The following is a 20,509-nucleotide window of genomic DNA, read 5'->3' as shown; positions in this document are numbered from 1 at the left end:
AACGATAACGATCCGACAGAGGGGCAGACGCATTTCCCCGGCACAGGCATCGCCGTGCCGTGCGATCTACCATTACCACGTCGCGACGGAAAATCGCCGCCGCCGGAGGGAATGATGAGCAACCTGGCCCCGGAATCCAGTGAAACCTACGAGCAGGACTGCAGTGCCCCCCGGAGCTGCGACGCCATCGAGCTGCTGATCGAGCCCCGCAAACGCGACCTCGGCGGCTTCTCCGTCCGGCGCGTGCTGCCGACCCGCGAGCGCAAGCTGGTCGGGCCGTGGATCTTCTTTGACCACATGGGTCCCACGGACTTCCCACCAGGCGACGGCATCAACGTAAGGCCGCATCCGCACATAAACCTGGCGACCGTGACGTATCTCTTCGAGGGGGAGATCCTGCACCGTGACTCGCTCGGCAGCTATCAGCCCATTCGGCCCGGCGACATCAATCTCATGGTGGCGGGCAAAGGGATCACGCATTCCGAGCGCGAGCGCCCGGAGGTGACCGCCGCGCCTCATCGTCTCAATGGCCTCCAGCTCTGGCTCGCTCTGCCGGAGGCCGACGAGGAGACGGCGCCTGCATTCCATCACTATCCGGACACCACGATACCCCGCGTGGAGGTCGACGGCGTCCCGGTCCGCGTGATGATGGGTCACGCATTCGGCGTCAGCTCACCGGTGCGGACGTACGCACAGACGCTTTACGTCGAGGCCCGCCTGCGCGCAGGCCAGCGCCTGGCGGTACCGGAAGCGCACGAACGCGCCGTCTATGTCGTGGAAGGCGGGCTGACCGCCAGGGGCACGACAATCCCGGAGCACACCATGGCGGTATTCACCGACGCGCCAGGGATCATCCTCGAGGCCACTCGCGACGCACGCATCGCAATCGTCGGCGGAGAGCCTCTGGGACAACGCCATATCGAGTGGAACTTCGTATCCAGCCGGAAGGCACGCATCGAACAGGCCAAGGCCGAGTGGAGAGCGCAGACCTTTCCCAAGGTCGTCGGCGACGAGTACGACTACATCCCGTTGCCGGAATAGGCCCACGGGAAGATCAGAAGGCCCAGGGCAGATTACCTTGACCGGCGGACGGCGCCACACGCGCCTAACGCATCCATAATTGCGTGTAATGTATATTATGTTAAATCACGTCATAAGTATCGCACTACCTGATCGCGCTTGTGTAGGATCCGGTTTCAGATGAAATTTTTCCAGACGGGTGAAACTCGCTAAGGTACTGAGTCAGGCGGCTTTATCCGGGCCTTGTTGCCGGATAAGGACGTCCCTCGGGACAGCCGTCGGTTGGACAGACGCTGGCGGCGTACTCTTCTTCTCAGTGCTGCAGCGGTCGGATAAGCAACTCCCAGTAATACTCGGCTGCTCCCTGCTGGGACAGCGCCTTGTCCCTCGATCCGTCATGGAACTGCATTCCCAAGGGCTTCAGCTGAAGCGTGTAGCCATCGTCCGTGACGGTGAGCTGTTCATTGAAACTGTTCCGTTCCCCCTCGCCCGAGTGCGAAAAGGCGATACCGCCCAGGCCGTACCGGTCTCCTCCACCGTTCCAGATCGCACACTGGGCGACGCGGTTGCCGTTCTCGTAGATCGCAGCGGAGAAACTGGTGTCCGTCGTTCGCTTGAAGCGTGTCTTGATCTGGGGGTCTCTCGCCGCGAGTTCCTCAAGCGAACCAGAGAAGAAGCGAGCAATGTACTCGTAGGTGTCTTCGAGGAACTCGTCGCGCTCATGGTCGTCGAACTGGCGCTTGATTCGCAGATTGGTTGAGCGCGGGCCCGAGGTGCGGCTGTCAGCGTCTACGCCCCCCTGCGCCAGCATTGGAGACGATTCCGTATCTCCGTCGAAACCATTCGCTGCCTCTCGCACGTCCCGGGCGATGATCGCCAAAGCCTCGTGCTGGTTTGCGTGCATAGATACCGGCTTTCCATCTGTCGGTGTTGCCCGTAATCTCCCGAACGGTGCGGAGTGCCAGTCGCACGGGTGCAGGATGACCGGGATCACCACAGCCGTCCCCTCCTCGTGCTTTTCCAAAGCACGCGTCATCTCCTTCTCGTAACAATAATCGGACGCGAGGAAGTTGGCGCTCACCAAGAGAAGGACAATCCACGAGTCCTCCAGATGATTACTGACGGACCCGTGGATATCGCCCCCAGCGGTAATTCTCCGATCGTGCCACGACGAGATAACGCCCTGGCGCTGGAGAAGCGCCAGGTGCGTCTCGAGCTCATTACGGAGTTCTTCGTCCTTATGAGAGTAGGAAAAGAACAGCTTAACCATGCCGGTTCCTCAACGCGTTTAGGTCAGATCCGCGAGTTGCTTGAGAAAGGCAACGACGTTACCGCCCGTGAAGTCGGCCCGATTCAGGCCTCGTTCGTTCCACAGGTCCAAAATGCGCTTCTACTCCGGTCTGGGCGGCCGACCTCCCCCGGCCCCGCCGCAAGTGGGGGTGGACAGCATGGGCTCCAGCCGGTCCGTACGGACCCTAAGGAAGCACTGAAATAATGCGGTTTTCCTTGATTTCGACGTGGCCGATGCCGTTAGAAGGCGCGATTCGCGGCCTTTCGAGGCGGCCTGTGTTGCTGCTCGCCGGCAAAATGCCGCCGTATTGCTCATGTGGAGCGCTTTTCTGCGGTCTCAACACGCACCTCCCCCTGGGACGGCACCCAATCGTCGACGAGCCAGCAGCAGATTCGCCAGGCCGAACAGCGCATACAACTGCGTCTCGTTCTTCGCGATGCCGCGGTAGCGCACCTTGCGGTGGCCGAACCGCTTCTTGAGGACGTGAAACGGATGCTCGACGTAGGCACGGATCCTCGCCTTGATGAGCTCGCAGGCCTGCAGGGCCTGGCCGGTCTCGTCGTCGCCGAGCGCCCGGCGCGCGCCGCGCTTCATGGCCACATGCCACTTCGTCGTGCTGCCACGGTGTTCGGCGCGCTTGCTCACGCCCTGATAGGCCGAGTCGCCGAAGGCGTGTTGCTCCGCGCCGTGGAGCAGGTAGTGCGCCTGGGTAATGTCCGCGGTGTTCGCCGCCGTGGCCACCATCGAGTGCACCAGCCCCGAGCCGGCGTCCACGCCGATATGCGCCTTCATGCCGAAGTAGTACTGCTTGCCTTTCTTCGTCTGATGCATCTCGGGGTCGCGAGCCTTGTCCCTGTTCTTCGTCGACGGCGGTGCGGCGATGAGGGTGGCATCGACGATGGTGCCCTCGCGCAGCATCAACCCCTGCTCGGCGAGGTGGGCGTTGATCGCCTCGAAGATCCGCCGGGTGAGCCCGTGGCGCTCCAGGAGCCGGCGGAACTTCAACAGCGTGGTCGCATCCGGCGCCGCCTCCCGCGCAAGGTCGATGCCCACAAACCGCCGGATCGCCTGGCTGTCGTAGATCGCATCCTCGATGCCCTCGTCGGAGAGCCCGAAGCACTGCTGGGCGACGTACATCCGAAGCATGCGCTCCAGGCCGATCGGCGGACGCCCACGACCGCCACCATAGGGATAGTACGGCTCAAGCTCGGCAACCAGCGTCGCCCAAGGGGTGATAGATTCGATCTCCGCGAGGAACCGGTCCCGGCGGGTGACCTTCTTCTTGGCGGCGTACTCCAGATCCGAGAAGCTCGTCTGCATCGGTTACCGTCTCATCACACAGGGCCTTGGCGCATTATCCCAGCCCGCAGGCCCGGCCGGTACAGCCGGGAGCCAATAAATCAGTGTTTCCCTAACCCTAACGCATACCGCTTGCTCTTCACGACGTCGGCGGTTGATCTGCTGATTAATCCACCGCTCGTCGAGAGCGTCGAGCTGCCGTTCCTCTTGATTAATCTTGATCGTGATCATAGCTATTCGCTTCCCATTCGCGCTCAATTTCGCGGGTCCGGCAGATCCCACGAAGACCGCAGTGGTGCCGACGCTCGCAGCGCCGCCGCTCAACCAGGAGCAAATCCGCCACGATGTGTGCCGCCTTTGCTCTGCTTCCCTCTCGTCGGATCGCGGCCCAAGAGAAACGTCAGTCCGAGCCATCTCTGAAGATCTGGCTTCGATGCCACGCCAGATACACGTGATGCTTGCCCGTGAGTTCGATCTATCCGGGAAAACTGAGGGCTGCTTGGGCAACATCGGTCAGCTCGGGGGACCGCAATAACTGCCCGCCTTCATCAAAGGAAATAGGTCCGGCATCAAATGCGGCGTCCCAGAGCGCGGAGAGTAGATTGTGCGCTGCCAGCAAGGCCAGCCACAACTCCGCCTTGCAGTGGGGTTGCGGGAAACGTGGGGGAGAACGGGAAGCATGATTGCCGTCTCCAACGTATCCTGCCTGACCGCAACGCCTATCCGAACACTACACTCAAGCCGTGAAACCGGCCTAGGCCCGCGAGCTTGCAGTGCCTCACGGCACACCTATTGTGGTCTGAAGCCAAAGAAACGGTCGACAGTAGAGTAGCCGCTGCGGTCGATCAGATACTCGACCTCGGGGTCGTTCGCCTCATCACCGCCGACGGCATTGGCGATCCAGCGGCGCACCCAGAGGGCCTGAAGACGTAGCCCCAGCATGCCATTGGCTTCTGCCAAGGTCGCCGCTTGGTGCAGGACGTCATCGTTACCTGCTGTGCCGCTGCGGTGCGCGAGATACTGCCGCGTAATCTGCGCCCAGATCATCGGGTACGGGTAGCTTTGAGCGACGGAATGCTCGTATACGGCATCAAGTAAGTGCTGGGCAATGCCTTCCTGCCGCCCTTCTCTGGCATGCCAATGCGCTACAAGGACCTGCGCCTCGAGAACGAGGAAATCCTCGTCTATCGACGACACTAGGCCACGGACTTCTTTGGCCGCCCGCCGGCCCCCGCCAAGTTGCCCGTGAATGGCAAGCCAAAGATGCGCTAGATGGATAAGGACCTGGCCGTCGGCCGAATCCAGTGACCCGCGAAGTTCGTCTAGCTCGTGACTCGTCGCTTGCGCCTAGGTGTCGAGACCAAGCGCGAGCAGGGACTTGAGCCGCAAATAGAGCCCCTGCGCGTGAAGGAGCGCGCGAGCTCCGCCCTGTAGCTTCGCGCGGATGGCGGCGTCCGCCGAGTCGACAGCACTGGCGTACTCACCCTGGCAAAACGCCAGCCGCGCCGCGTGTAGATGCGGGGAGGCGGTGCGGGAGCCCGCCGCGTGGCCGAGTTCGTCCTGAATTAGGTCGGCCGCGTCGGCATACTCGCCAAGTAGTATGTCGAAGTAGATCGCCCCATTGCGAAAATGCGCCCGATCCAAGTCACGGCCGCGGCCCAATAGTGTCGGTATGGCCGATACGGCGAGAACGGCGTCGTAAAATCGCTTGCCTTCGCGAGGCAGTCCCCTGGTGAGGAATACGCGGCCCTTCCCAAACCGAGTTAGGTAGATCTCGAATGCGCCGCGGGTATCTCTGGCGAGCAGGAGCGCTTCGCAGGCAAGCAGCAGAGGCTCGATTGTGCTTGCCCCCTCGATCCCAAGATCGTCTGGGCGCGATGTCAGCATGTCGACTGCGGCCTGTGACTTCCCCCCTTCGGCGAGCAGAACAAGGCGAAAGTGGTCGCGGACAATTGGGTGGCAGGCGTAGACGTCCTCGGATCCCCGTCGGTCTCGCACCACGAGACCGCTCGTTGCTAGTCGGTTGAGATCCACCACCAGCGCAAACGCCTCTCTCTCCTGCACCACCCTTTCGCCGACGAGAACAGGTGCGATGATTTCGAGGGTCGACTTGGGCACCGGCGATCGGAAGATCGACAGTCCCTGAAGAATCGCGCGCTGGTGATCGTCCAGGGATGCCGAGTAGAAGTTAAGCAGACGTTCCAGCTTGTCGCGGAAGGGGTCGTTCGCGTCTCCATCGTGGAAGACGTGAAGCAAATGTTGGCGCGGCGTAATTCGGCGCTCGCGGGGGATTGATGCTGCGAACACCCGAAGAACCAGCGGATGGCCTTCGAGGTACTGCGTAACCTCGCGGCGATCCGCGTCTGTACCAAGGACGCCGTTGTGCGCGAGGAGTTGCGCGCCCTCCTCAAGTGTTAGCCGATCCAGCCGCAGCGCCTTCGCGCCCGGGGTGCGCTCAAGATCGGTGATGGGGAACCGGCTTGTGATGACGCACAACCACGGCGAACCGACATAGGCCACTAGCTGCAAGAAGTCGCGGAGCTTAGCGTCGATGAAGGTGCCGTACGCCTTTCCCTCCGAAACCGCCTCTTGCAGCACCTCCAGGCCATCGAGGACCAGAATCAATGGCGGGAGCTTGGTGAAGCGCCTTTCAAGGATGGCAAGCGGATCGTCGCGGTCCAGGTGGAAATCCTGGGTGGGGTCCACCTCCTCCACAAACCGGAGCAGGCGCCTCAGGAAGTTATCGACATCCTTGTTGACGTAGAAGCTCCAATAGAACAGGCCTCGTACCGCGCGATGGCACTCGACCGTCTCCATTCGCAGCCAATGGCCGACGAGTGCGGTTTTCCCCGCCCCGCCGATGCCGATGATGGACACAATGCGCACCGCACTGTCGCCGAGCCACTCGCCAATCGTCTGAGACTCGGCGGATCGGCGCACGAATGTCTCGTCGTTCGTGGTCTCGTGGCACCAACACTGTGGCAGGTGATTCAGTAGAGGCGCCGCGGGCAGACTGTCGGGAACTCCCTGGCGCAGTCGCGCTTGCTCCTCCGCTTTCCGGCGGACTTCGTACAGCTTCTCGACGCTGTAGGGAGCGTCATCCTTGTCGATCTTTCCGTGACAGTTTCGGCAAAGCCAGAGGGCGTTCTCGATACTCCTGCGCTCGGAATCGGACATATCGTGATCGAACCGCGGAGCACCCGGCTTCCGTCCACGGACGTGCGCGGCCTCGCCGATGGACATGGCCTTCTCGGGGTTGTGGTGCGGTCCCTGAGTGGGGGTGCCACAAAGCGAGCAGCAATAGCCTACGCGCTCCGCCGCGGTTCGTCTGGTTTTATCGCTGAAGTCTGGCCCGGCCATGCACCGCTAGCTTAACAAAGGCCCAAGGGAACATTTTCATCACCGGTTTTCCTGGTGTTGGTCTGGAAGGCGGATGCTGGGGCCACCTGCGAAACTCGTATGTCGGCGTAGCCGCCGTCACTGCTCCTCCTCAAGATACCGCAGCCGGCGTTGACATGTGGTACGCACCCAAGCCCCAGAACGCCTTCTCCAGTGTCTGCGAGAGTCCGAGGCGTGCGAACTCAGGTCAGCTGACCGGGACCCAAATATGTGAGATTGACAACGTTCTGGGTGTCCGCTTCCATGCGGCCGAGGAGCATGCCGGTCGCGTCGTCGGGTAGTGGCGATGCGAGTCGTCCGAGACGATCGTAATCTGCGGAATAGAGCCCGTATTCACCCGTCTCAAGCCGCTGAACCCTTAGCGGCTGCTCATGTCCGGGCGGAACTATCCCGGCATCCCAGACGACGTCGCGGGAAATTTGCTGTCGAGACCAAACGATGGACTCTGGGGGCTTTTGCCGTTCGATGAAGTCTCGCCATAGCTCAACCGTTCCTGGTGTCGGCCAGCCTCCAGTCGACGTTAGCCTCCGCACTTCATTTGATTCAAGCCATCGTGTCATGTCGCGGCTGTTGGAAAACGCCGCATTCGTGTCAGTGACGGCCTTGATAGCTGCCAGCCGTGACGTAAACCCGGCCTGCATCAAAATCGCAGCTGATTTGTTGAGCGTTCCAGTCTCCAGCGCCGGTCCCGCGAGACCCGCCTCGAAGTCCTCAAACATAAAGTCGCCCACAGAATCGCGGTGAGCCAGCGCGCGAACGCGTACCGCGTCGATGGCCCATGGAAGGCGGTACACAAGCGCGTCTTCAACGAATTTTAGTGTGTCAGTGCCATTCTCATCGTGAAGGTCAGTCAGAGGTTGTCCCCGAAGCCAAACACAGAGAATATCCCGCCAGTCTTCAGGCAACTTGTCGGGAATGAATGGGGTGATCTGAAAGACTAGCTCTGCGAGACGGGTCATGGATTGTAAGGCATCGTCGCTATCGTCATTGAGAATGGCGCCGTTCGCTTGAATGAGGAGTTCGTTAGCTTGGGGCGCTATGTCATCGAGCTGCTGTCCGGTGGACCAACCAATACCGGCAAGATAATACGCCTTTCGTTGTATAGGGGTACTCCCGTTCCAGATTTGGCGGGCGCGGCTAGCCAAAGCAGCTTCGAAGAGTCGCTGTACGGCTTCTTCATGGCGCCGCAGGCGGCGTGACCATAGAGAAGACGCGAGAAGGCGGTCGAGCGCAACCGCTATCTGATCCGCGTCCGCTTCATCGTCACCGACAAGGCCGAGGATAGCGCCATCAAGATATTCAAGATGTTTCGTCCACTCGCGGAGGGCAGTTTTCCGGTCGTCTTCGCTCTCGTCGTCCATCTCCGGGAAAGCCCATGCCGCAGCGTTGTTCACGATATAGTCCGTAAATTCACCGATGTCCGGCTTTCCTAGTGCGGTATTGAGTCTGGAAAGTAGCTCAAATACTAGGTGCACTAAGCCGCTTTCCATCTGTCGGCCTGCTGCATCGTGAATAAGTGCTTCCCACTGACGTTGACGATGAGCATGTCTATCGAAGATCGGAAAGACAACGAGCCCTTCAACGTCAACAAATGCACGACCGGCGCGTCCGGCGACATTCTTAAATTCTGGTGCAGGGATTATTGACCCCGCGCGATGAAGTGAAGAAATGACGAGGGACGTGGCCGTGAGATTTAGACCTTGTGAAAGAGTCGGTGACGATACAGTAATAGTTAGGATGCCGTCCCGAAGTAGCCGTTCGACCTCTTTGCGGTACGGTGTAGGGAGTGCACCGTGGTGAATGGCAACACCGATTTGCAAGCATTGCAGAATGGGGTGGTCTGCACCAAACCATTCGCGGCCAACGGCTAGAGCGGTATTAAGTCGGTCTTCGTCCGCCCTCAGAGCGGAAGTCAATGCACCTCGTCGATGCAGGTCGACTATCGCCTTGGCATACGGCTCAACCGAATTCTTCTGCGGGCAATATATTAGAACGGTCTGGCCTTCTTCCATGAGTCGCCATGCCGTAGCGAGAACGAACTCTCGCTGGTCGCCAGGAAACGGTCTCCTACGCCTTCCGATAGGGGGAATACTGGCTGTGAGGAACGAGGGCACGAAGGGGCGCTCATTGCCAACACGTAGGTTCAGCCACGCACGGTCCCCTTGCCAGATGATCTCGCCGAAGCGAAGCCGGGTTGGCCGCCATTTGGATTTAACCGCCCCTCCCTCCTTGTCGCGACGTAGCCACGCAACGAAGTCGTCAAACTGCTCTCCGTCGGGCAGGATTGCAGACAGGCATACGATACGGCGCTGGTCCGCATCGTCGCGCTTTAGCAGCCGCTGGATCTGAACTTCATAGCGAACCTCCCTGTCTCCGAGACCGATCATGTGTCCTTCATCCAGGACGATGAGCCCAATATCGTCAAGGAGTGAAGGGTCATTTCTCAGAGCGAAGTCCAGCTTTTCAGGCGTGGCGACGACAATGTCGCGACTCTTTAGGGCGTCCTCATCGAATCTGCTTGCACCCATGCTTCCATACAGGGCGGTGACAGACCGCCCGAGCGGCGCAAAAGTCTGTGTAAGTCCACCTTCCGTTTGCGCGGAGAGCGCACGGAGGGGCGTGACATATACGGTCCGCTTACCGGCCGCAAGACATCGCAGTATGCAGAGTTCCGCGATGCGCGTTTTGCCCGCACTGGTCGGCAATGATAGGACTAGATCGTCGTCAGTATCTACAGCACGCGTGGCCGCCTCGGTCTGAGACGGCCAAAGTTCGACCTCGGCGCGCCGGCGTTTGGTTAGCGTAGCTATGAACAATTCGCGGAGGTCGGCCCATGCCTGGGCGTTGCCTCCAAGGATGCCGGAAGGCAGGACGGAATGGAAGCTAGACGACCAAAGATCGTCGATTAGATGGATCGTAACGCGGTAGCACCACCATTGGGGTACGAGGTTCATTTCTCCGGCAACAGACTGCCCTTCCTGGAGCGCCGCGCGGGCTTGTTGAGTGAGTTCGAAAATGCCGGTCTCCAACGCGAAGATGAACATCGACAATGCGCGGAGATAATTGTCGGTGAGTATGTCGTCGAGCGTCTCCGCATAAGTATCGCCCTTGTCTTGTGCGACTTGGCCGCCAACGGCTTCCCCGAGTTTGTCGACGAGAGTGGCATCAGAGAGGGCTTGGTCAGCCAGCCAGTTGAAAACATCGCGGTCGAGACGGTCTAGCGAGCGAAGAATAAGACGGGCGAGCGCCTGTTCCATTGGTGACAAGTTTTGCTCGTCAAGAGAAACGTTGAGCAGGGAAAAAGCCCGCGCCGAGTAACGCCCAAGATGAAACGCGACAGCCGCCAATAGTCTGTGGAATCCACGCTCTGTGTCGTCCGGCGGACCATTGCTAATGACGGCTTCTATGGCCTCGCCGGCATGTTCGAAGGCTGAGCGTGCAAGGAGCTGGTCGCCGCCCTGCTCTCGTAGCCGCAACGCCATCAGCAGTAGGGTATAGCCGTAAGAATATAAATCGTAGGAGAGGTTGCGCGGGAAGCGGGGAGCCCCCTCCGGAAGCACACCGTCTCGCCAGATCATCGCGCGGGCCTGTCCTTTCGCAAGAAGGTCGTCGCGGAAACCAGACGCCACTGCGTGCTGGATCGCTTCCGATAGCTCTTCAGGGGTCATGCTCGGCCTCGACGAGATTGTAAACGGCAGCGATCAGCTGCTGGTGGGGCTCAACTCTCAAGCCAATGGCCTGCTGCGACACTGCGCCTCCGTATGCTCCGAGGTCATTAGATAAGAGCCTGTGAGGCGAGTTGCCGCTGAACGTGAAGAGCATATGCCCTACTTGGCGGGAAGAAATGCCGTCATTGAGCTGTGCGCGGTCTATCAGGTCGCCGAGAGCGGTATTGCCCGTTTCATGTAAGCGATCGGAAATGAAGCCGAGCGCATGGGGCGACGGCAGGCCGTCATGAGAGTCAAGAGCCTCACGCGCTTCCGCAACGGTGTCCGCATCGAGTGCCGCGCGGCTCTTGGCCTCAGTCTTCAGAAATCGTATTGGCTCGTCTTCGGCGGGCGGCTTGATAGCGATAACATCGTCTCCCCGGAGGGCCATATTTCGGTGATCCTTCCAGCGGAGACGTTTAATAGGGACGGAGTAAGCTGTCTCCGCATCTATGTATTCCGCTGCCAGTATCTCACCAAGGTCACCCGAACGTGCAGTCCTGGTCGTTGGTAAACGCTCTCGTACATAGCCGGCCGCCGCAGACTTGCCCAACCGCTCCAAAAGGCGGGCGAGACGTTCGGGTGACGCATAGTGGTGCGGCACCATTTTCGCTAGAAGCGGCGGTGCGACGTCCAAAACGTTTCCGGCGGCGGTAATCGTCACCAGGCACCCCGCGCCGACATCCTCTTCTTCCTTGTCGCTCCATATTGAAAAGTCGGTCGGCATCGGGTCAACTCGTGCAGCAGTACGTCAATGATAACATTACGCATTTCTTTTGTCGGTTCCCACCAAGAAATAAGCTCACGCAACAAATGGTAATAGGGCGGCAAAAGATTGTGCAGCGTGACACGGGACACCGCCTCAGCGCCAACCCAGTTAACGGCAATCCCGCGCCAGCTTTACGACGGCAAATGGTTGGTATGCCCCTAGTTTCGTAGATGGTTAGCATTGCCATTGTGACTCCGCAGAATCAACCCCGGGCCGTCCGTGGGCAGCGTGGGGGACTCCTATGACAACGCCCTCGCCGAGAGCATCAATGGCCTCTACAAGACCGAGGTGATCCGTCACCGCGGCCCATGGCCGGATCTGGAGCGCGTGGGGTTCGCCACGCTGGAATGGGTGGAGTGGTACAACAACCGCCGCATCATGGAGTCCATCGGCAACCGGCCGCCGGCGGACATCGAAGCCGAATACTACGAGCAACTCACCCAGTCGGCCCAGGCGGCCTGACTCACAACAAACGGTCTCCGGAATAGTCGGGGCGGTTCACCCCCAGTTCAGCCACGAGTGCCCGCTTCCGTGTGGGCGTAAGGATTTTTTTCCCAGCACGTCCTGAAGCATCGCCTTGTCGAGGCTCAGATCGGCGACCAGCTGCTTGAGCTTGCGATTCTTCTCGTCGAGCCGGCGCAGGCGCCGCAGCTCTAAGAGGTTGAGGCGCCATACTTCTTGCGCCAGCTATAGAGCGTCGCGTCGCCCACGCCCATCTTGCGGCAAACCTCTTGCTTCTCGGTAAAGCGGCTCCTCTTTACCGCATGCCCCTCCACGCAGTCCTCAGCTTCGATCAGGCCGGAAATTCCACTTCCAAACAGTCCAGAATCCTGGGAGAGGGTCACTGTCGAACGCCCCCGGGAATCCGTCAGCTGCACGGTGGCGATCAAGTGCACCACCCGCCAAAGGGACACCCTGCTATGTGCAACCCAGACGCCGTCCCGTCCCATGGTGACCTTCTCGACGCATTCCCGGAGGCCAATCTGCGCCGTATTGGACGTGTAGGCTGGTTAGTGCAACGTGAGCAGCTTGTCTGCCACCTCGTCGAGGCTTTGCCCCATGACGTCGGGGGGCAGGAACACATCTCCCCGCTCGATTTCCAGACGGGCACACCAGCCGGCGAGCGCACCGGCCCGTTTGGCGCCATGGCAATCCCACGCGTGCACTGCGACCAGGGCCATACGCTCAAGCGGTGTCTGGATCTGTTTCGCGGTGAAACGGTAGATCTCCGGATGAGGCTTCCACACGCCTGCCGCCTGCGCGGTGATGACGTGGTCAACGTACTCGGAAAGTCCGGCTCCCTCGAGGAAGCGCCGGGTATTGTCGGGACCGCCGACGGTCAGGCAACCGACGGTGACCCCTGCCTGAGAGAGGGTCCGTAGCGCCGGGGCGGCGTCGTCGAAGGTCGGCAGCGAGGAAAACCCGGCAAGTACGTAATCGATACCATCTTCACCGAGCGTGTGTTGCGTCTCGGTGCGCAGCGCCTGACGCGCGACCGGCTCGAAGGGCGCCTCGTCGCCGGCGAGCGTCAGCGCCATGGCATCGCGTTGGAACCGCATGAACCATCGATCCAGCACGGCCGCCGGCTGGCCCACCTCCTCCAGTCGCGCCGCCAGCGGATCAAGGTTGAGCAATGTTTCCAGGACATCGAAAACCACTGCGTCCGGTCGCTCAGCCATGTCGATGGTCTCCTGGCACAGAAGTGGGCTTACAAGTTGAGTGAGCGCGCACGGGAGGTCCCTTCGCCGATACTACGGAAACCGTAGCAGACGAAACGCTGCCCGGCCTTCGCTGTCGCCAGTGGGCGCGGCGTGCCAGCCCCCGCTGACAGGTCCCTCAGGATGCCCAGGCGCTGTTGCCAGCTCTACTGCCACCATGACGACTCAGCACTTCGGCGCTCAAGAACTGGCGCCAGGGCCCCACATCGGCTCCATCCGGAAGGCGGTGCAATCATCCGGGATTCGATCGCTGCCGTTTAACGGCCTGCTATGATGAGCCTCCCGAGGCGATCCCTCTGACAAATAGGAAGGCTGCATCCATGACGTATAAATTCGCGCTTGCCGCTTCAATTGCGCTCACCGCTATCCCGGTAGCCACGCTGGCGGCCAGCGGCGGGTCATTGGAGGTTGACGAGGGGATGGTTTACTACCACAACCCGAATGCGAATGAAGGTGATTTCACCGCTATCAGCCCGGCGCACATCGCGAGCGTGAGGGTGAGCAGCCGCTCCGGGCACGAGGTCGGCCTGCTGCTCGATAACGGCAAGACCCTCTCCGTGGAATTCGATAGCGCCGAAGCGGCCACTTCGATGGGTAAGCGCGTGGTTGATGCACTCAGATCCGCGCAGTGATACCCAGACATCCCTGGGCAACGGGGCGGGCTGCCCTGGAATTCACGGAAACAGCGCCCCGAATCTGAACACACGCATTGCGGCAGCCGGTCACCTGACCGGCAGCGCCGGGTGTCCCCCCGCCCCGTCAGTGCCCGTGCGCATGGTGGTGCTCATGCTCACCGCCCTCCTCCATCGCGCGCATCATTTCCGGGCCGCCGGTGCGGCGGTAGCGCAGGTACAGCCCGCCCGCCACGAGTAGCGCGATGACGTTCAGGACCGTCGTGTAATTCAGCGAGAACGCGGCGGTGCCGACGTTGGCGTTCCGCTCCGCGGGGATCCAGCCGATGCCGCCGAACAGCAGCTCCACGGCGATCGCCGAGATCACCATGGCCACGTAGAACACGACAGCCAGGAACACGGCCATCCGCAGGCCATAGTATTTCCGGTAGATGTTGAGTATCGGCAGGATGATCAGGTCGCCGAAGATGAAAGCGACCACGCCGCCGAAGCTGATCCCGCCGTTCCAGAGGACGGCGGCGAGCGGCACGTTGCCGATGGAACAGGTGAACGACGCCACCGCGATGAGCGGCCCGATGATGGGGCCCCACAGCGTGGAGAGCACCGGGTCGTCGGTGAAGAACGCGGCGTGCCAGAAGGCGTCCGGCACCAGCGCGCCCAGGGTGCCCGAGACCACGAGGCCGACGCCGATGTCCTTCCAGAGCATCGACCAGTTCATCACGAAGTAGTGGCTGATCGCGGTCCACCCCTCGGCCGAGGTGAGTCGCTCGCGCCAGGTGCCCTCCTTCGCCATCGTGGCCATGCCGGCATGGCCCTCCATGCTCCCGCTGAGGCCCTTCTTCGCCTGACGGCGGGCCTCGTCCACCAAGGATGGACGAAGGAGCCTGCGGAACATGAGCACGAGCAGCGCGATCATGATGGGGCCGCCGATGAACTCCGCCGCGCCGAAGCTCCAGCCCATGAGCACCACCAGCAACACACCGAGCTCGATGACGAGGTTCGTCGAGGCGAACTGGAAGGCCATCGCGGCGGTGAAGTCACCACCTTTACGGAAGATGGACCGGGCGATCGCGACGGCGGCGTACGAACAGGACGACGACGCGGCGCCAACGACGGAAGCGCGGGCCACCGAGCGGGCGGAGTCGTCCGGCAGCATGCGCTGGAGCTCGGCCTTGGAGACCAGCACGTCCACCGCCGCTGACAGCAGGAAGCCGAGAACCAGCCCCCACAGCACCTCCCAGCCCATGGCCGCCGCCAGGTAAGCGGCCGATCCGATCGCCTCGAGGAGTGATGCCATGCAGCCCCCTTGCGAGATACCCAAAGGCGTTTACGAGGCGTGCACGCGCAGGGAGCGCCGACGTCCCCGCGCGCTGCAACCCCTTCGAGCCTAACACCCCGTGGGGACAGCTGCGTGCCCTTGCGTGCGATGGGGCGTGCCGCCCGTTAACGTGCGCGCCAGCGTTCACCGCACCACGATCCCTTCCGACACGCTGCCGCCTGGGTCACCTTCCTCCGCGGCGTGGCCGGGAACGGAGACCGATACGGGAGATAGCCGGATTCGGGCGTCGCCGCGGTCCATTCTGCCGGGCGTGCCCAGACCCGCGCCCCCCTGTATCGATCACCCGCGGCGGTCCTCCACGGGCATTACGCGGCCGGGCTCCCCGCCCGGGACCCGGTCGCGTGCGGCGGCGTAGGCGTTGATCGTGGGGGTCTGTCGTGCGAGCCCGCGGTCGATAACGCCGGGCAGGAGGCCGTTGATGCGCGCGAAGAGGCTCTCCGGAAAGCCGAGGTAGACCTCCTTGCGGCCCTTCTCGAGGGCCTTGACGATGGCCCGTGCCACCCGTTCCGGCGGGTCCATGTGCATGATGCCGGCGGCGGTCATTTCCTGCACTACCGGTGGATTGAAGGCGGTGTTAACGGCACGTGGGGACACGTGGGTGACGCGCACCCCGGTGTCCGCGAGTTCGCGCCGCAACGCCTGGGAGAATCCGCGCAGGCCGAACTTCGTCGCGGCGTAGGCGGCGAAACCGGGGAATCCGATCGAGCCGAACATGGACCCGACGTTGACGACGTGCCCCGCACCCCGTTCGACCATCGCCGGCAGAAAGGTCCGCGTCATCAGCATCGGCGCCTCGAGGTTCACCGCGACCATCCGGGCGACCGCTTCCGGGTCCTGGCTGTCGTAGCGGCTGAAATCCATGACGCCCGCGAGGTTGATGAGCACATCGGCCCCGCCCCAGCGGTCGTTCACCGCCTGGAGGGCGGCCTGCCTGTCCCCGGCATCGGTCACGTCACAGGTCAACACCAGCGTATCGGCGCCGGCCTCATCGGGAACACCGCCGGATTCCGGCCGTCGCACCAGGAGACCCAGCCTTGCGCCGCGCCGGGCAAGGGCACCGGTCAACGCCCGCCCGATGCCACCGGCGGCGCCGGTGATGACGATTCGTTGGTAATCAAGCTTCATCGTTCACCTCATCCGGCCGGTTTCCGGCCCATGCCCGCCCATTTCGGAGCGCACCCTGGCGACGAGGGCCCTCGCCTCCTCCCGGCGACCCTTGTCCGCCACAGGGCGTTGGGGACGGTCCGGGGCGTCGAGGGCCTTCTTCAGGTGCTGCAGGGCCTTGTCGTACTCGCCCTGGTCATACAGGAACTCGGCATAGAGGTAGTTGGAATCGAGCCCGTCCGGATTGATCTCCATGGCCTTACGGAAATAGGCCCGGGCCTTGTTGTCGCTGCCGAATCCCAGCGGCCAGCCCGGCACCTTTGAATAGAGGGTGCCGAGGGAGGTGGGGATGGAGCCGCGCAGGGCCGTGGGGTCCTGCTTTTCCGCCTGAAGCAGGAGGTCGCGCGCCCGTTCCGCCATCTTCAGCGCACTGAACGGTCCGGCGACCGCGGCGTGGCTGCTGAGCACAATGGCCTTCCACACGCGGGGTTCGACGCGGTCCGGGAACGCCGCGATCACCGCGTCCGCGCGCTCCTCGAGCTTGCCGAGGGCCTCCCCGCGCTGATCCTCCGGCATCTGGTAGTTGATATGCGCCCACGCGCGCTCGATGTCGAGGACACGGCCGTCGACGCCGGTGTCCGCGGCGGCCCACGCCGGGCCACCCAGGAGCATCGCCAGTAACAGTGTTGGCAGTATGCGTTTCATGATTGCCTCCCGGCGCCTAGTACGTTGAGATCGCGCGGAAAACGTCGCCATAAAGGCGGTAGAACCGCAGGGCGCAGTGGATGACGGTCTCCCGGTCTGCGGGGTCGTCCAGGCGGTTCATCAGGCCTTCGAGGAACCGGACGTGCTGCTGGTCCACGGACCCGTGAGAGGTGAGATAGCGGAACGCCGCCGGCGGGAGCCCGAGGTGGCCCCGAATCGCCTCCGCCGCCTTTGTCGCGAGGGCCACGGACATCCCCTCGAGCACGAATACCATGCCGAAGAAGCCGGCCGGGTTGCCGCGGTCGATGACGTGATAGGCGTAGGCGACCATCAGCTCGGTCGCCGGCCCCGGGACCGCGTTCGCGACCAGGGCGGCATCGCCGTCCGCGGCGGCGATGTCGTCGAGTATCCATCGCTCGTGGCCCAGCTCCTCGGCGATGTACTCGGCCACGGCGTCGCGCAGCCAGCCGATCCGGTCCGGCAGGCGGCCGCCGCAGGCCATGAGCAGCGGGACCGTGTGGCGAACGTGGTGGTAGGCCTGGCCGAGGAAGGCCACGTACTCCTCGCGGGTGACTCCGCCCGCCAGGGCGCGCTGAACGATCGGAATGGCGATGAATTCGTCCCGGGCCGGCTGCGTCGCTGCAACGAGTTCGTCATAGAACGGCATGGCGCTCCCCCTGTTCATAAAGGCGTTGAATCTGTGGTTGATAGCGCTCCCCGATCGCCGCGCGGTGCGGTGCCCCCGCGGCCGAGGCGAGCCCGTTGGCCACCACGAACGGGGCATCGGCCTCGACCCAGGCCGCCACCCGCGCGTAGTCAGGCAGTGCCTCGTTGGCGCGATCCACGGCGTCCCGCAGGGCCTCCGCGGGTGCCCCCGGCATTGGCACGATCACGGCGACGTTGAACGGCCGGCCCTCGCCGAACACGGCGGCCTGTGCCACGCCCGGACCCGCGACCAGCTCGCTCTCGACCCACTCCGGCGCGACGTTCCGGCCGAAGGCCGTCGCGAAGGCCGTTTTCCGGCGTCCGACGATGTGCAGGTAGCCGTCCTCGTCTATACGGCCGAGATCCCCCGTGGGCCAGCCCGTCCCGGCAACGGCGCGCGAGCCCAGGTAGCCGAGAAACAGCTCCCCGTGCACCACGACCTCGCCGTTGTCGTCCACCGCCAGGCGTACGTGCGGCAGCGCCCGCCCGGCGCTCCCCGGCCGGTCCGCGCCCGGGACGTTGAGTGTCACCACGGACGCCGCCTCGGACAGCCCGTAGCCCTCGAAGGCGGGGATCCCGAGGGTCCTCGCGCGGCGGATGAGCGCGGCCGACGACGGCGCCCCGCCGACCGCCGCGAACCGGAGCGACCGCGGCGCCGGAATACCCGCCACGACGCACTCCGTCAGTGCCTTGAGGAGCTGGGGGACGAGGATCAGGGTGGTCGGTTCGTACCCCGCCAGGGCCAGCATCATCCGGCGCGGGTCGAGCCCCGAGGAGCCGGTGATGCCACAGTCCTCCAGGGACGGGACCTGGGCCCGGCCGCCCGCCCACAGCGGCGCGTATAGCCCCCCGACGTTCTCCAGCAGCGTCGACAGCGGCAGAAGCGCCAGCGAGCGGTCCCGGGGTTGCGCGGTGACGGCATCGCACAGCGTCGCCGCGACGCGCTCCACGGAGCTGCCGGAGAGGCAGACGCCCCTGGGTGCGCCGGTGGTGCCGGAGGTGTAGGTCACCTTCGCCGTGCCCGCCGGCAGGGCGCTGCGTTTGCCGCCATGGCCTGGAACGAAGATGGCCAGGCGCTGGCCGGCCACGACGAACATGTCCACCGGCCGTGACTCAATGAGGCGCGAGACCCGCTCCGGGGCGTCGGTGAGCACCACATCCAGACCGGCGTCACGGATGAGGTGCAACAGTTGCCCGTCGGAGAAGAACACCGGCATCGGGACGCAGACCCCGCCGCGACGGGCCACGGCGAGGTCGACGACCGCCCAGCCGCAGCTGTTCTCGGCGAGCAGGCCGACGCGATCCCACGGGAGCCTCTCGGCCGCGTCCTCGATCTCGTGCTGGAGTGCCGCGTAATCGAGCTGCGTCGCCCCGTCCGCCACGGCAACCGCACCCGGGGACCGCCGGGCGTGTTCCTCGATTCGGAAAAGGAGGCGCTTCATGTGCCGGCCACCCCGGATGCCAGGGACGGCGCAAAGGCCCGGGCGCCGAGTGCCTCCGCGCAGGCGAGCAGGTGCCGGGGCGCGTCGAGCTGCCAGCAGCGCGCATAACGGAGCTTGCCCATCCCCGCGCGGACGTCCCCCGCGTAGACCTGGGGCGCGGCCTCGTAGTAACGCCCCCACGTCGTTCCCCGGTCCGGCAGCCTTTCCGGGTCGGCGTCGGCCACGCGGATCGGGCGCAGACCGAGGCGGCGGAAGGCGTTGAACAGCGGAGCCGCCGCGGTAAAGACCACCCAGTGGAATCCCGCCGCGGCGAGAAACGCGGTCGTGACCGCGATGATCCACCGCGCCTGACCGGGCGCGCTCAGGGCCAGGTTTCCAACCTCCACGACCTCATTGCGATCTACTTGCCGCGCGATACACGCCGAGACCGCCTGCTCGGCCGGGACGTCCAGGTAGTGCTCGAGGAAGAGCCGCGCACCCGAGGCACTGCGTACGCCCACGACGCCTGCGAGGCGGTGCTCCTGGCTGAATGCCAGGAGCGTCGGGAAGAAGTTCGTCACCCGCGCGCCGCACGTCCGTGCGAACACGCGGGCAATGAACGATTCCAGTTCGCCGCGTTCCGGGCCGTCCCACCCGGTGAGGTGCAGCGCTACCCGGTGGTGCAGCTCCCCGAGCAACGGATCGATACGGGGGTCGACGCAAAGTGATTCCTGGTCCCGGCTCATCGTGTGCCCTCCGTCCATTGACGGGCGCGGCACTGCGACTTCCATGCCAGAAAAACAATGTCCGATTTTTCCGAGGGTTACGCTTTATTTCCCGGTCGACGGGAGCGCGCAAAAAACGTTATCGCGCAAGCAGTGCAGACATTTTTTGCGCGCCCCGGTCAGTCCACGGGGCCATTCGCGCCCGCGCAACCATCGCGCCCCGCCGCCGTAACGCCACGCACCGTCACGCGAGCCACCACGTGCACCCGCCCGTCGGCATGACACGCCATCACGTAGCCGAGGGCACCCGGGGTGGCGGCAACGAAGCGGAGCATTGCCTCCTGCGAGCGAACCACATAGGGCGGGGAGACGCCCTGGAAGTAGCGTTCATTCCAGTACTGCGCGAGCATTCGGGGCGACTGGCCCAGCACTGCCTCGGAGAACGCCTCCCGCAGGGGGGAATCCGGCGGAAGATTCAGGGGCACCAGGGGCAGGCCGTCGGCATCGAAACGGCGGCGCTTGAGGAATATATCCCTGAGGCTGCGAGTATCGGCGTCGATACGCGGCGGCGGATCGGCGGCGATGACGGCGATCTCGATCCCGCCGGGCGGCGGCGCGGCAAACGCCAGCATCGCCCACGCCAGCGCCATTATCGCGCCTGCCCAACGGCTACTG

The 20,509-nt window shown here is 63.4% G+C and carries 16 protein-coding genes and 2 pseudogenes; 3 read left to right on the top strand and 15 right to left on the bottom strand.

Translation table 11 applies throughout. The features are described from left to right. Window positions 1-114 precede the first annotated feature (114 nt). Complete coding sequence (locus tag ACEZHJ_RS13725; protein ID WP_018716735.1) at window positions 115-1,041, top strand: pirin family protein; 927 nt, start codon at window positions 115-117, stop codon at window positions 1,039-1,041. Between the two features lie 292 nt (window positions 1,042-1,333). Here ACEZHJ_RS13725 and ACEZHJ_RS13720 read toward each other — a convergent pair whose 3' ends face one another. The 6 genes from ACEZHJ_RS13720 to ACEZHJ_RS13695 all read right to left on the bottom strand — a co-directional run bounded on the left by ACEZHJ_RS13720 (window position 1,334) and on the right by ACEZHJ_RS13695 (window position 11,443). Beyond that, complete coding sequence (locus ACEZHJ_RS13720) at window positions 1,334-2,290, bottom strand: TIR domain-containing protein (RefSeq protein ID WP_163140659.1); 957 nt, start codon at window positions 2,288-2,290, stop codon at window positions 1,334-1,336. Between the two features lie 357 nt (window positions 2,291-2,647). Continuing rightward, the gene (locus ACEZHJ_RS13715) at window positions 2,648-3,631 is read right to left on the bottom strand and encodes an IS5 family transposase (protein ID WP_163140662.1); all 984 of its coding nucleotides are present in this window, start codon (window positions 3,629-3,631) and stop codon (window positions 2,648-2,650) included. 768 nt (window positions 3,632-4,399) lie between these two features. Next, window positions 4,400-4,807 (bottom strand): hypothetical protein, encoded by a 408-nt coding sequence (locus ACEZHJ_RS13710; protein ID WP_163140664.1) that lies wholly within the window; start codon window positions 4,805-4,807, stop codon window positions 4,400-4,402. Window positions 4,808-4,957: 150 nt separating this feature from the next. Next, window positions 4,958-6,853 (bottom strand): hypothetical protein, encoded by a 1,896-nt coding sequence (locus ACEZHJ_RS13705; RefSeq protein ID WP_163140666.1) that lies wholly within the window; start codon window positions 6,851-6,853, stop codon window positions 4,958-4,960. Between the two features lie 338 nt (window positions 6,854-7,191). After that, window positions 7,192-10,677: a DEAD/DEAH box helicase gene (locus ACEZHJ_RS13700; protein ID WP_163140668.1), complete on the bottom strand. Its 3,486-nt coding sequence runs from the start codon at window positions 10,675-10,677 to the stop codon at window positions 7,192-7,194. Further along, window positions 10,667-11,443, bottom strand: coding sequence for a Hachiman antiphage defense system protein HamA (locus ACEZHJ_RS13695; protein WP_163140670.1), 777 nt, complete (start codon window positions 11,441-11,443; stop codon window positions 10,667-10,669). The genes ACEZHJ_RS13700 and ACEZHJ_RS13695 overlap by 11 nt, the downstream gene beginning before the upstream one ends. Before the next feature lie 255 nt (window positions 11,444-11,698). Between ACEZHJ_RS13695 and ACEZHJ_RS13690 the strand changes: the two are divergent. Continuing rightward, window positions 11,699-11,947, top strand: a pseudogene (locus ACEZHJ_RS13690) (integrase core domain-containing protein); the annotation flags it as partial. Window positions 11,948-12,180: 233 nt separating this feature from the next. On the opposite strand, the pseudogene ACEZHJ_RS13685 reads toward ACEZHJ_RS13690, so the two are convergent. Together ACEZHJ_RS13685 and ACEZHJ_RS13680 are read right to left on the bottom strand one after the other, a co-directional pair. Further along, window positions 12,181-12,435 (bottom strand): annotated as a pseudogene (locus ACEZHJ_RS13685) (hypothetical protein); the annotation flags it as partial. 60 nt (window positions 12,436-12,495) lie between these two features. Then, a complete protein-coding gene (locus tag ACEZHJ_RS13680) occupies window positions 12,496-13,164 on the bottom strand; it encodes an HAD-IA family hydrolase (protein ID WP_375036625.1) in 669 nt (222 codons plus the stop codon). A gap of 359 nt (window positions 13,165-13,523) precedes the next feature. Here ACEZHJ_RS13680 and ACEZHJ_RS13675 point away from each other — a divergent pair, with 359 nt between their 5' ends. After that, complete coding sequence (locus ACEZHJ_RS13675) at window positions 13,524-13,835, top strand: hypothetical protein (RefSeq protein WP_163140383.1); 312 nt, start codon at window positions 13,524-13,526, stop codon at window positions 13,833-13,835. 127 nt (window positions 13,836-13,962) lie between these two features. Here ACEZHJ_RS13675 and ACEZHJ_RS13670 read toward each other — a convergent pair whose 3' ends face one another. The 7 genes from ACEZHJ_RS13670 to ACEZHJ_RS13640 all read right to left on the bottom strand — a co-directional run bounded on the left by ACEZHJ_RS13670 (window position 13,963) and on the right by ACEZHJ_RS13640 (window position 20,484). Further along, a complete protein-coding gene (locus tag ACEZHJ_RS13670; protein WP_163140381.1) occupies window positions 13,963-15,132 on the bottom strand; it encodes a permease in 1,170 nt (389 codons plus the stop codon). Between the two features lie 321 nt (window positions 15,133-15,453). Beyond that, entirely contained in the window at window positions 15,454-16,299 is an 846-nt protein-coding gene (locus ACEZHJ_RS13665; RefSeq protein ID WP_163140379.1) for an SDR family oxidoreductase, read from the bottom strand. A gap of 3 nt (window positions 16,300-16,302) precedes the next feature. Continuing rightward, window positions 16,303-16,983: a tetratricopeptide repeat protein gene (locus ACEZHJ_RS13660; protein WP_163140377.1), complete on the bottom strand. Its 681-nt coding sequence runs from the start codon at window positions 16,981-16,983 to the stop codon at window positions 16,303-16,305. A gap of 16 nt (window positions 16,984-16,999) precedes the next feature. Further along, complete coding sequence (locus tag ACEZHJ_RS13655; RefSeq protein WP_163140375.1) at window positions 17,000-17,650, bottom strand: TenA family transcriptional regulator; 651 nt, start codon at window positions 17,648-17,650, stop codon at window positions 17,000-17,002. Further along, window positions 17,637-19,130, bottom strand: a complete 1,494-nt coding sequence (locus ACEZHJ_RS13650) for an AMP-binding protein (RefSeq protein WP_163140373.1) — start codon at window positions 19,128-19,130, stop codon at window positions 17,637-17,639. The genes ACEZHJ_RS13655 and ACEZHJ_RS13650 overlap by 14 nt, the downstream gene beginning before the upstream one ends. Further along, entirely contained in the window at window positions 19,127-19,855 is a 729-nt protein-coding gene (locus tag ACEZHJ_RS13645; protein WP_163140371.1) for a thermostable hemolysin, read from the bottom strand. The genes ACEZHJ_RS13650 and ACEZHJ_RS13645 overlap by 4 nt, the downstream gene beginning before the upstream one ends. Window positions 19,856-20,013: 158 nt before the next feature. Continuing rightward, window positions 20,014-20,484: a hypothetical protein gene (locus ACEZHJ_RS13640; protein WP_163140369.1), complete on the bottom strand. Its 471-nt coding sequence runs from the start codon at window positions 20,482-20,484 to the stop codon at window positions 20,014-20,016. Between the last annotated feature and the right edge of the window lie 25 nt (window positions 20,485-20,509).

The sequence above is a fragment of the Arhodomonas sp. KWT2 genome (genome assembly GCF_041949875.1).
Classification (GTDB): Bacteria; Pseudomonadota; Gammaproteobacteria; order Nitrococcales; family Nitrococcaceae; genus Arhodomonas; species Arhodomonas aquaeolei.
This window is presented reverse-complemented; position numbering and strand designations above follow the sequence as displayed.

Bases quoted from the DNA above. Each gene is read 5' to 3' on its own strand.
- ACEZHJ_RS13650 (WP_163140373.1), bottom strand. From the start codon at position 19,130: ATGAAGCGCCTCCTTTTCCGAATCGAGGAACACGCCCGGCGGTCCCCG.
- ACEZHJ_RS13640 (WP_163140369.1), bottom strand. From the start codon at position 20,484: ATGGCGCTGGCGTGGGCGATGCTGGCGTTTGCCGCGCCGCCGCCCGGC.
- ACEZHJ_RS13670 (WP_163140381.1), bottom strand. From the start codon at position 15,132: ATGGCATCACTCCTCGAGGCGATCGGATCGGCCGCTTACCTGGCGGCG.
- ACEZHJ_RS13715 (WP_163140662.1), bottom strand. From the start codon at position 3,631: ATGCAGACGAGCTTCTCGGATCTGGAGTACGCCGCCAAGAAGAAGGTC.
- ACEZHJ_RS13665 (WP_163140379.1), bottom strand. From the start codon at position 16,299: ATGAAGCTTGATTACCAACGAATCGTCATCACCGGCGCCGCCGGTGGC.
- ACEZHJ_RS13720 (WP_163140659.1), bottom strand. From the start codon at position 2,290: ATGGTTAAGCTGTTCTTTTCCTACTCTCATAAGGACGAAGAACTCCGT.
- ACEZHJ_RS13680 (WP_375036625.1), bottom strand. From the start codon at position 13,164: ATGGCTGAGCGACCGGACGCAGTGGTTTTCGATGTCCTGGAAACATTG.
- ACEZHJ_RS13695 (WP_163140670.1), bottom strand. From the start codon at position 11,443: ATGCCGACCGACTTTTCAATATGGAGCGACAAGGAAGAAGAGGATGTC.
- ACEZHJ_RS13705 (WP_163140666.1), bottom strand. From the start codon at position 6,853: ATGTCCATCGGCGAGGCCGCGCACGTCCGTGGACGGAAGCCGGGTGCT.
- ACEZHJ_RS13675 (WP_163140383.1), top strand. From the start codon at position 13,524: ATGACGTATAAATTCGCGCTTGCCGCTTCAATTGCGCTCACCGCTATC.
- ACEZHJ_RS13725 (WP_018716735.1), top strand. From the start codon at position 115: ATGAGCAACCTGGCCCCGGAATCCAGTGAAACCTACGAGCAGGACTGC.
- ACEZHJ_RS13645 (WP_163140371.1), bottom strand. From the start codon at position 19,855: ATGAGCCGGGACCAGGAATCACTTTGCGTCGACCCCCGTATCGATCCG.
- ACEZHJ_RS13655 (WP_163140375.1), bottom strand. From the start codon at position 17,650: ATGCCGTTCTATGACGAACTCGTTGCAGCGACGCAGCCGGCCCGGGAC.
- ACEZHJ_RS13700 (WP_163140668.1), bottom strand. From the start codon at position 10,677: ATGACCCCTGAAGAGCTATCGGAAGCGATCCAGCACGCAGTGGCGTCT.
- ACEZHJ_RS13660 (WP_163140377.1), bottom strand. From the start codon at position 16,983: ATGAAACGCATACTGCCAACACTGTTACTGGCGATGCTCCTGGGTGGC.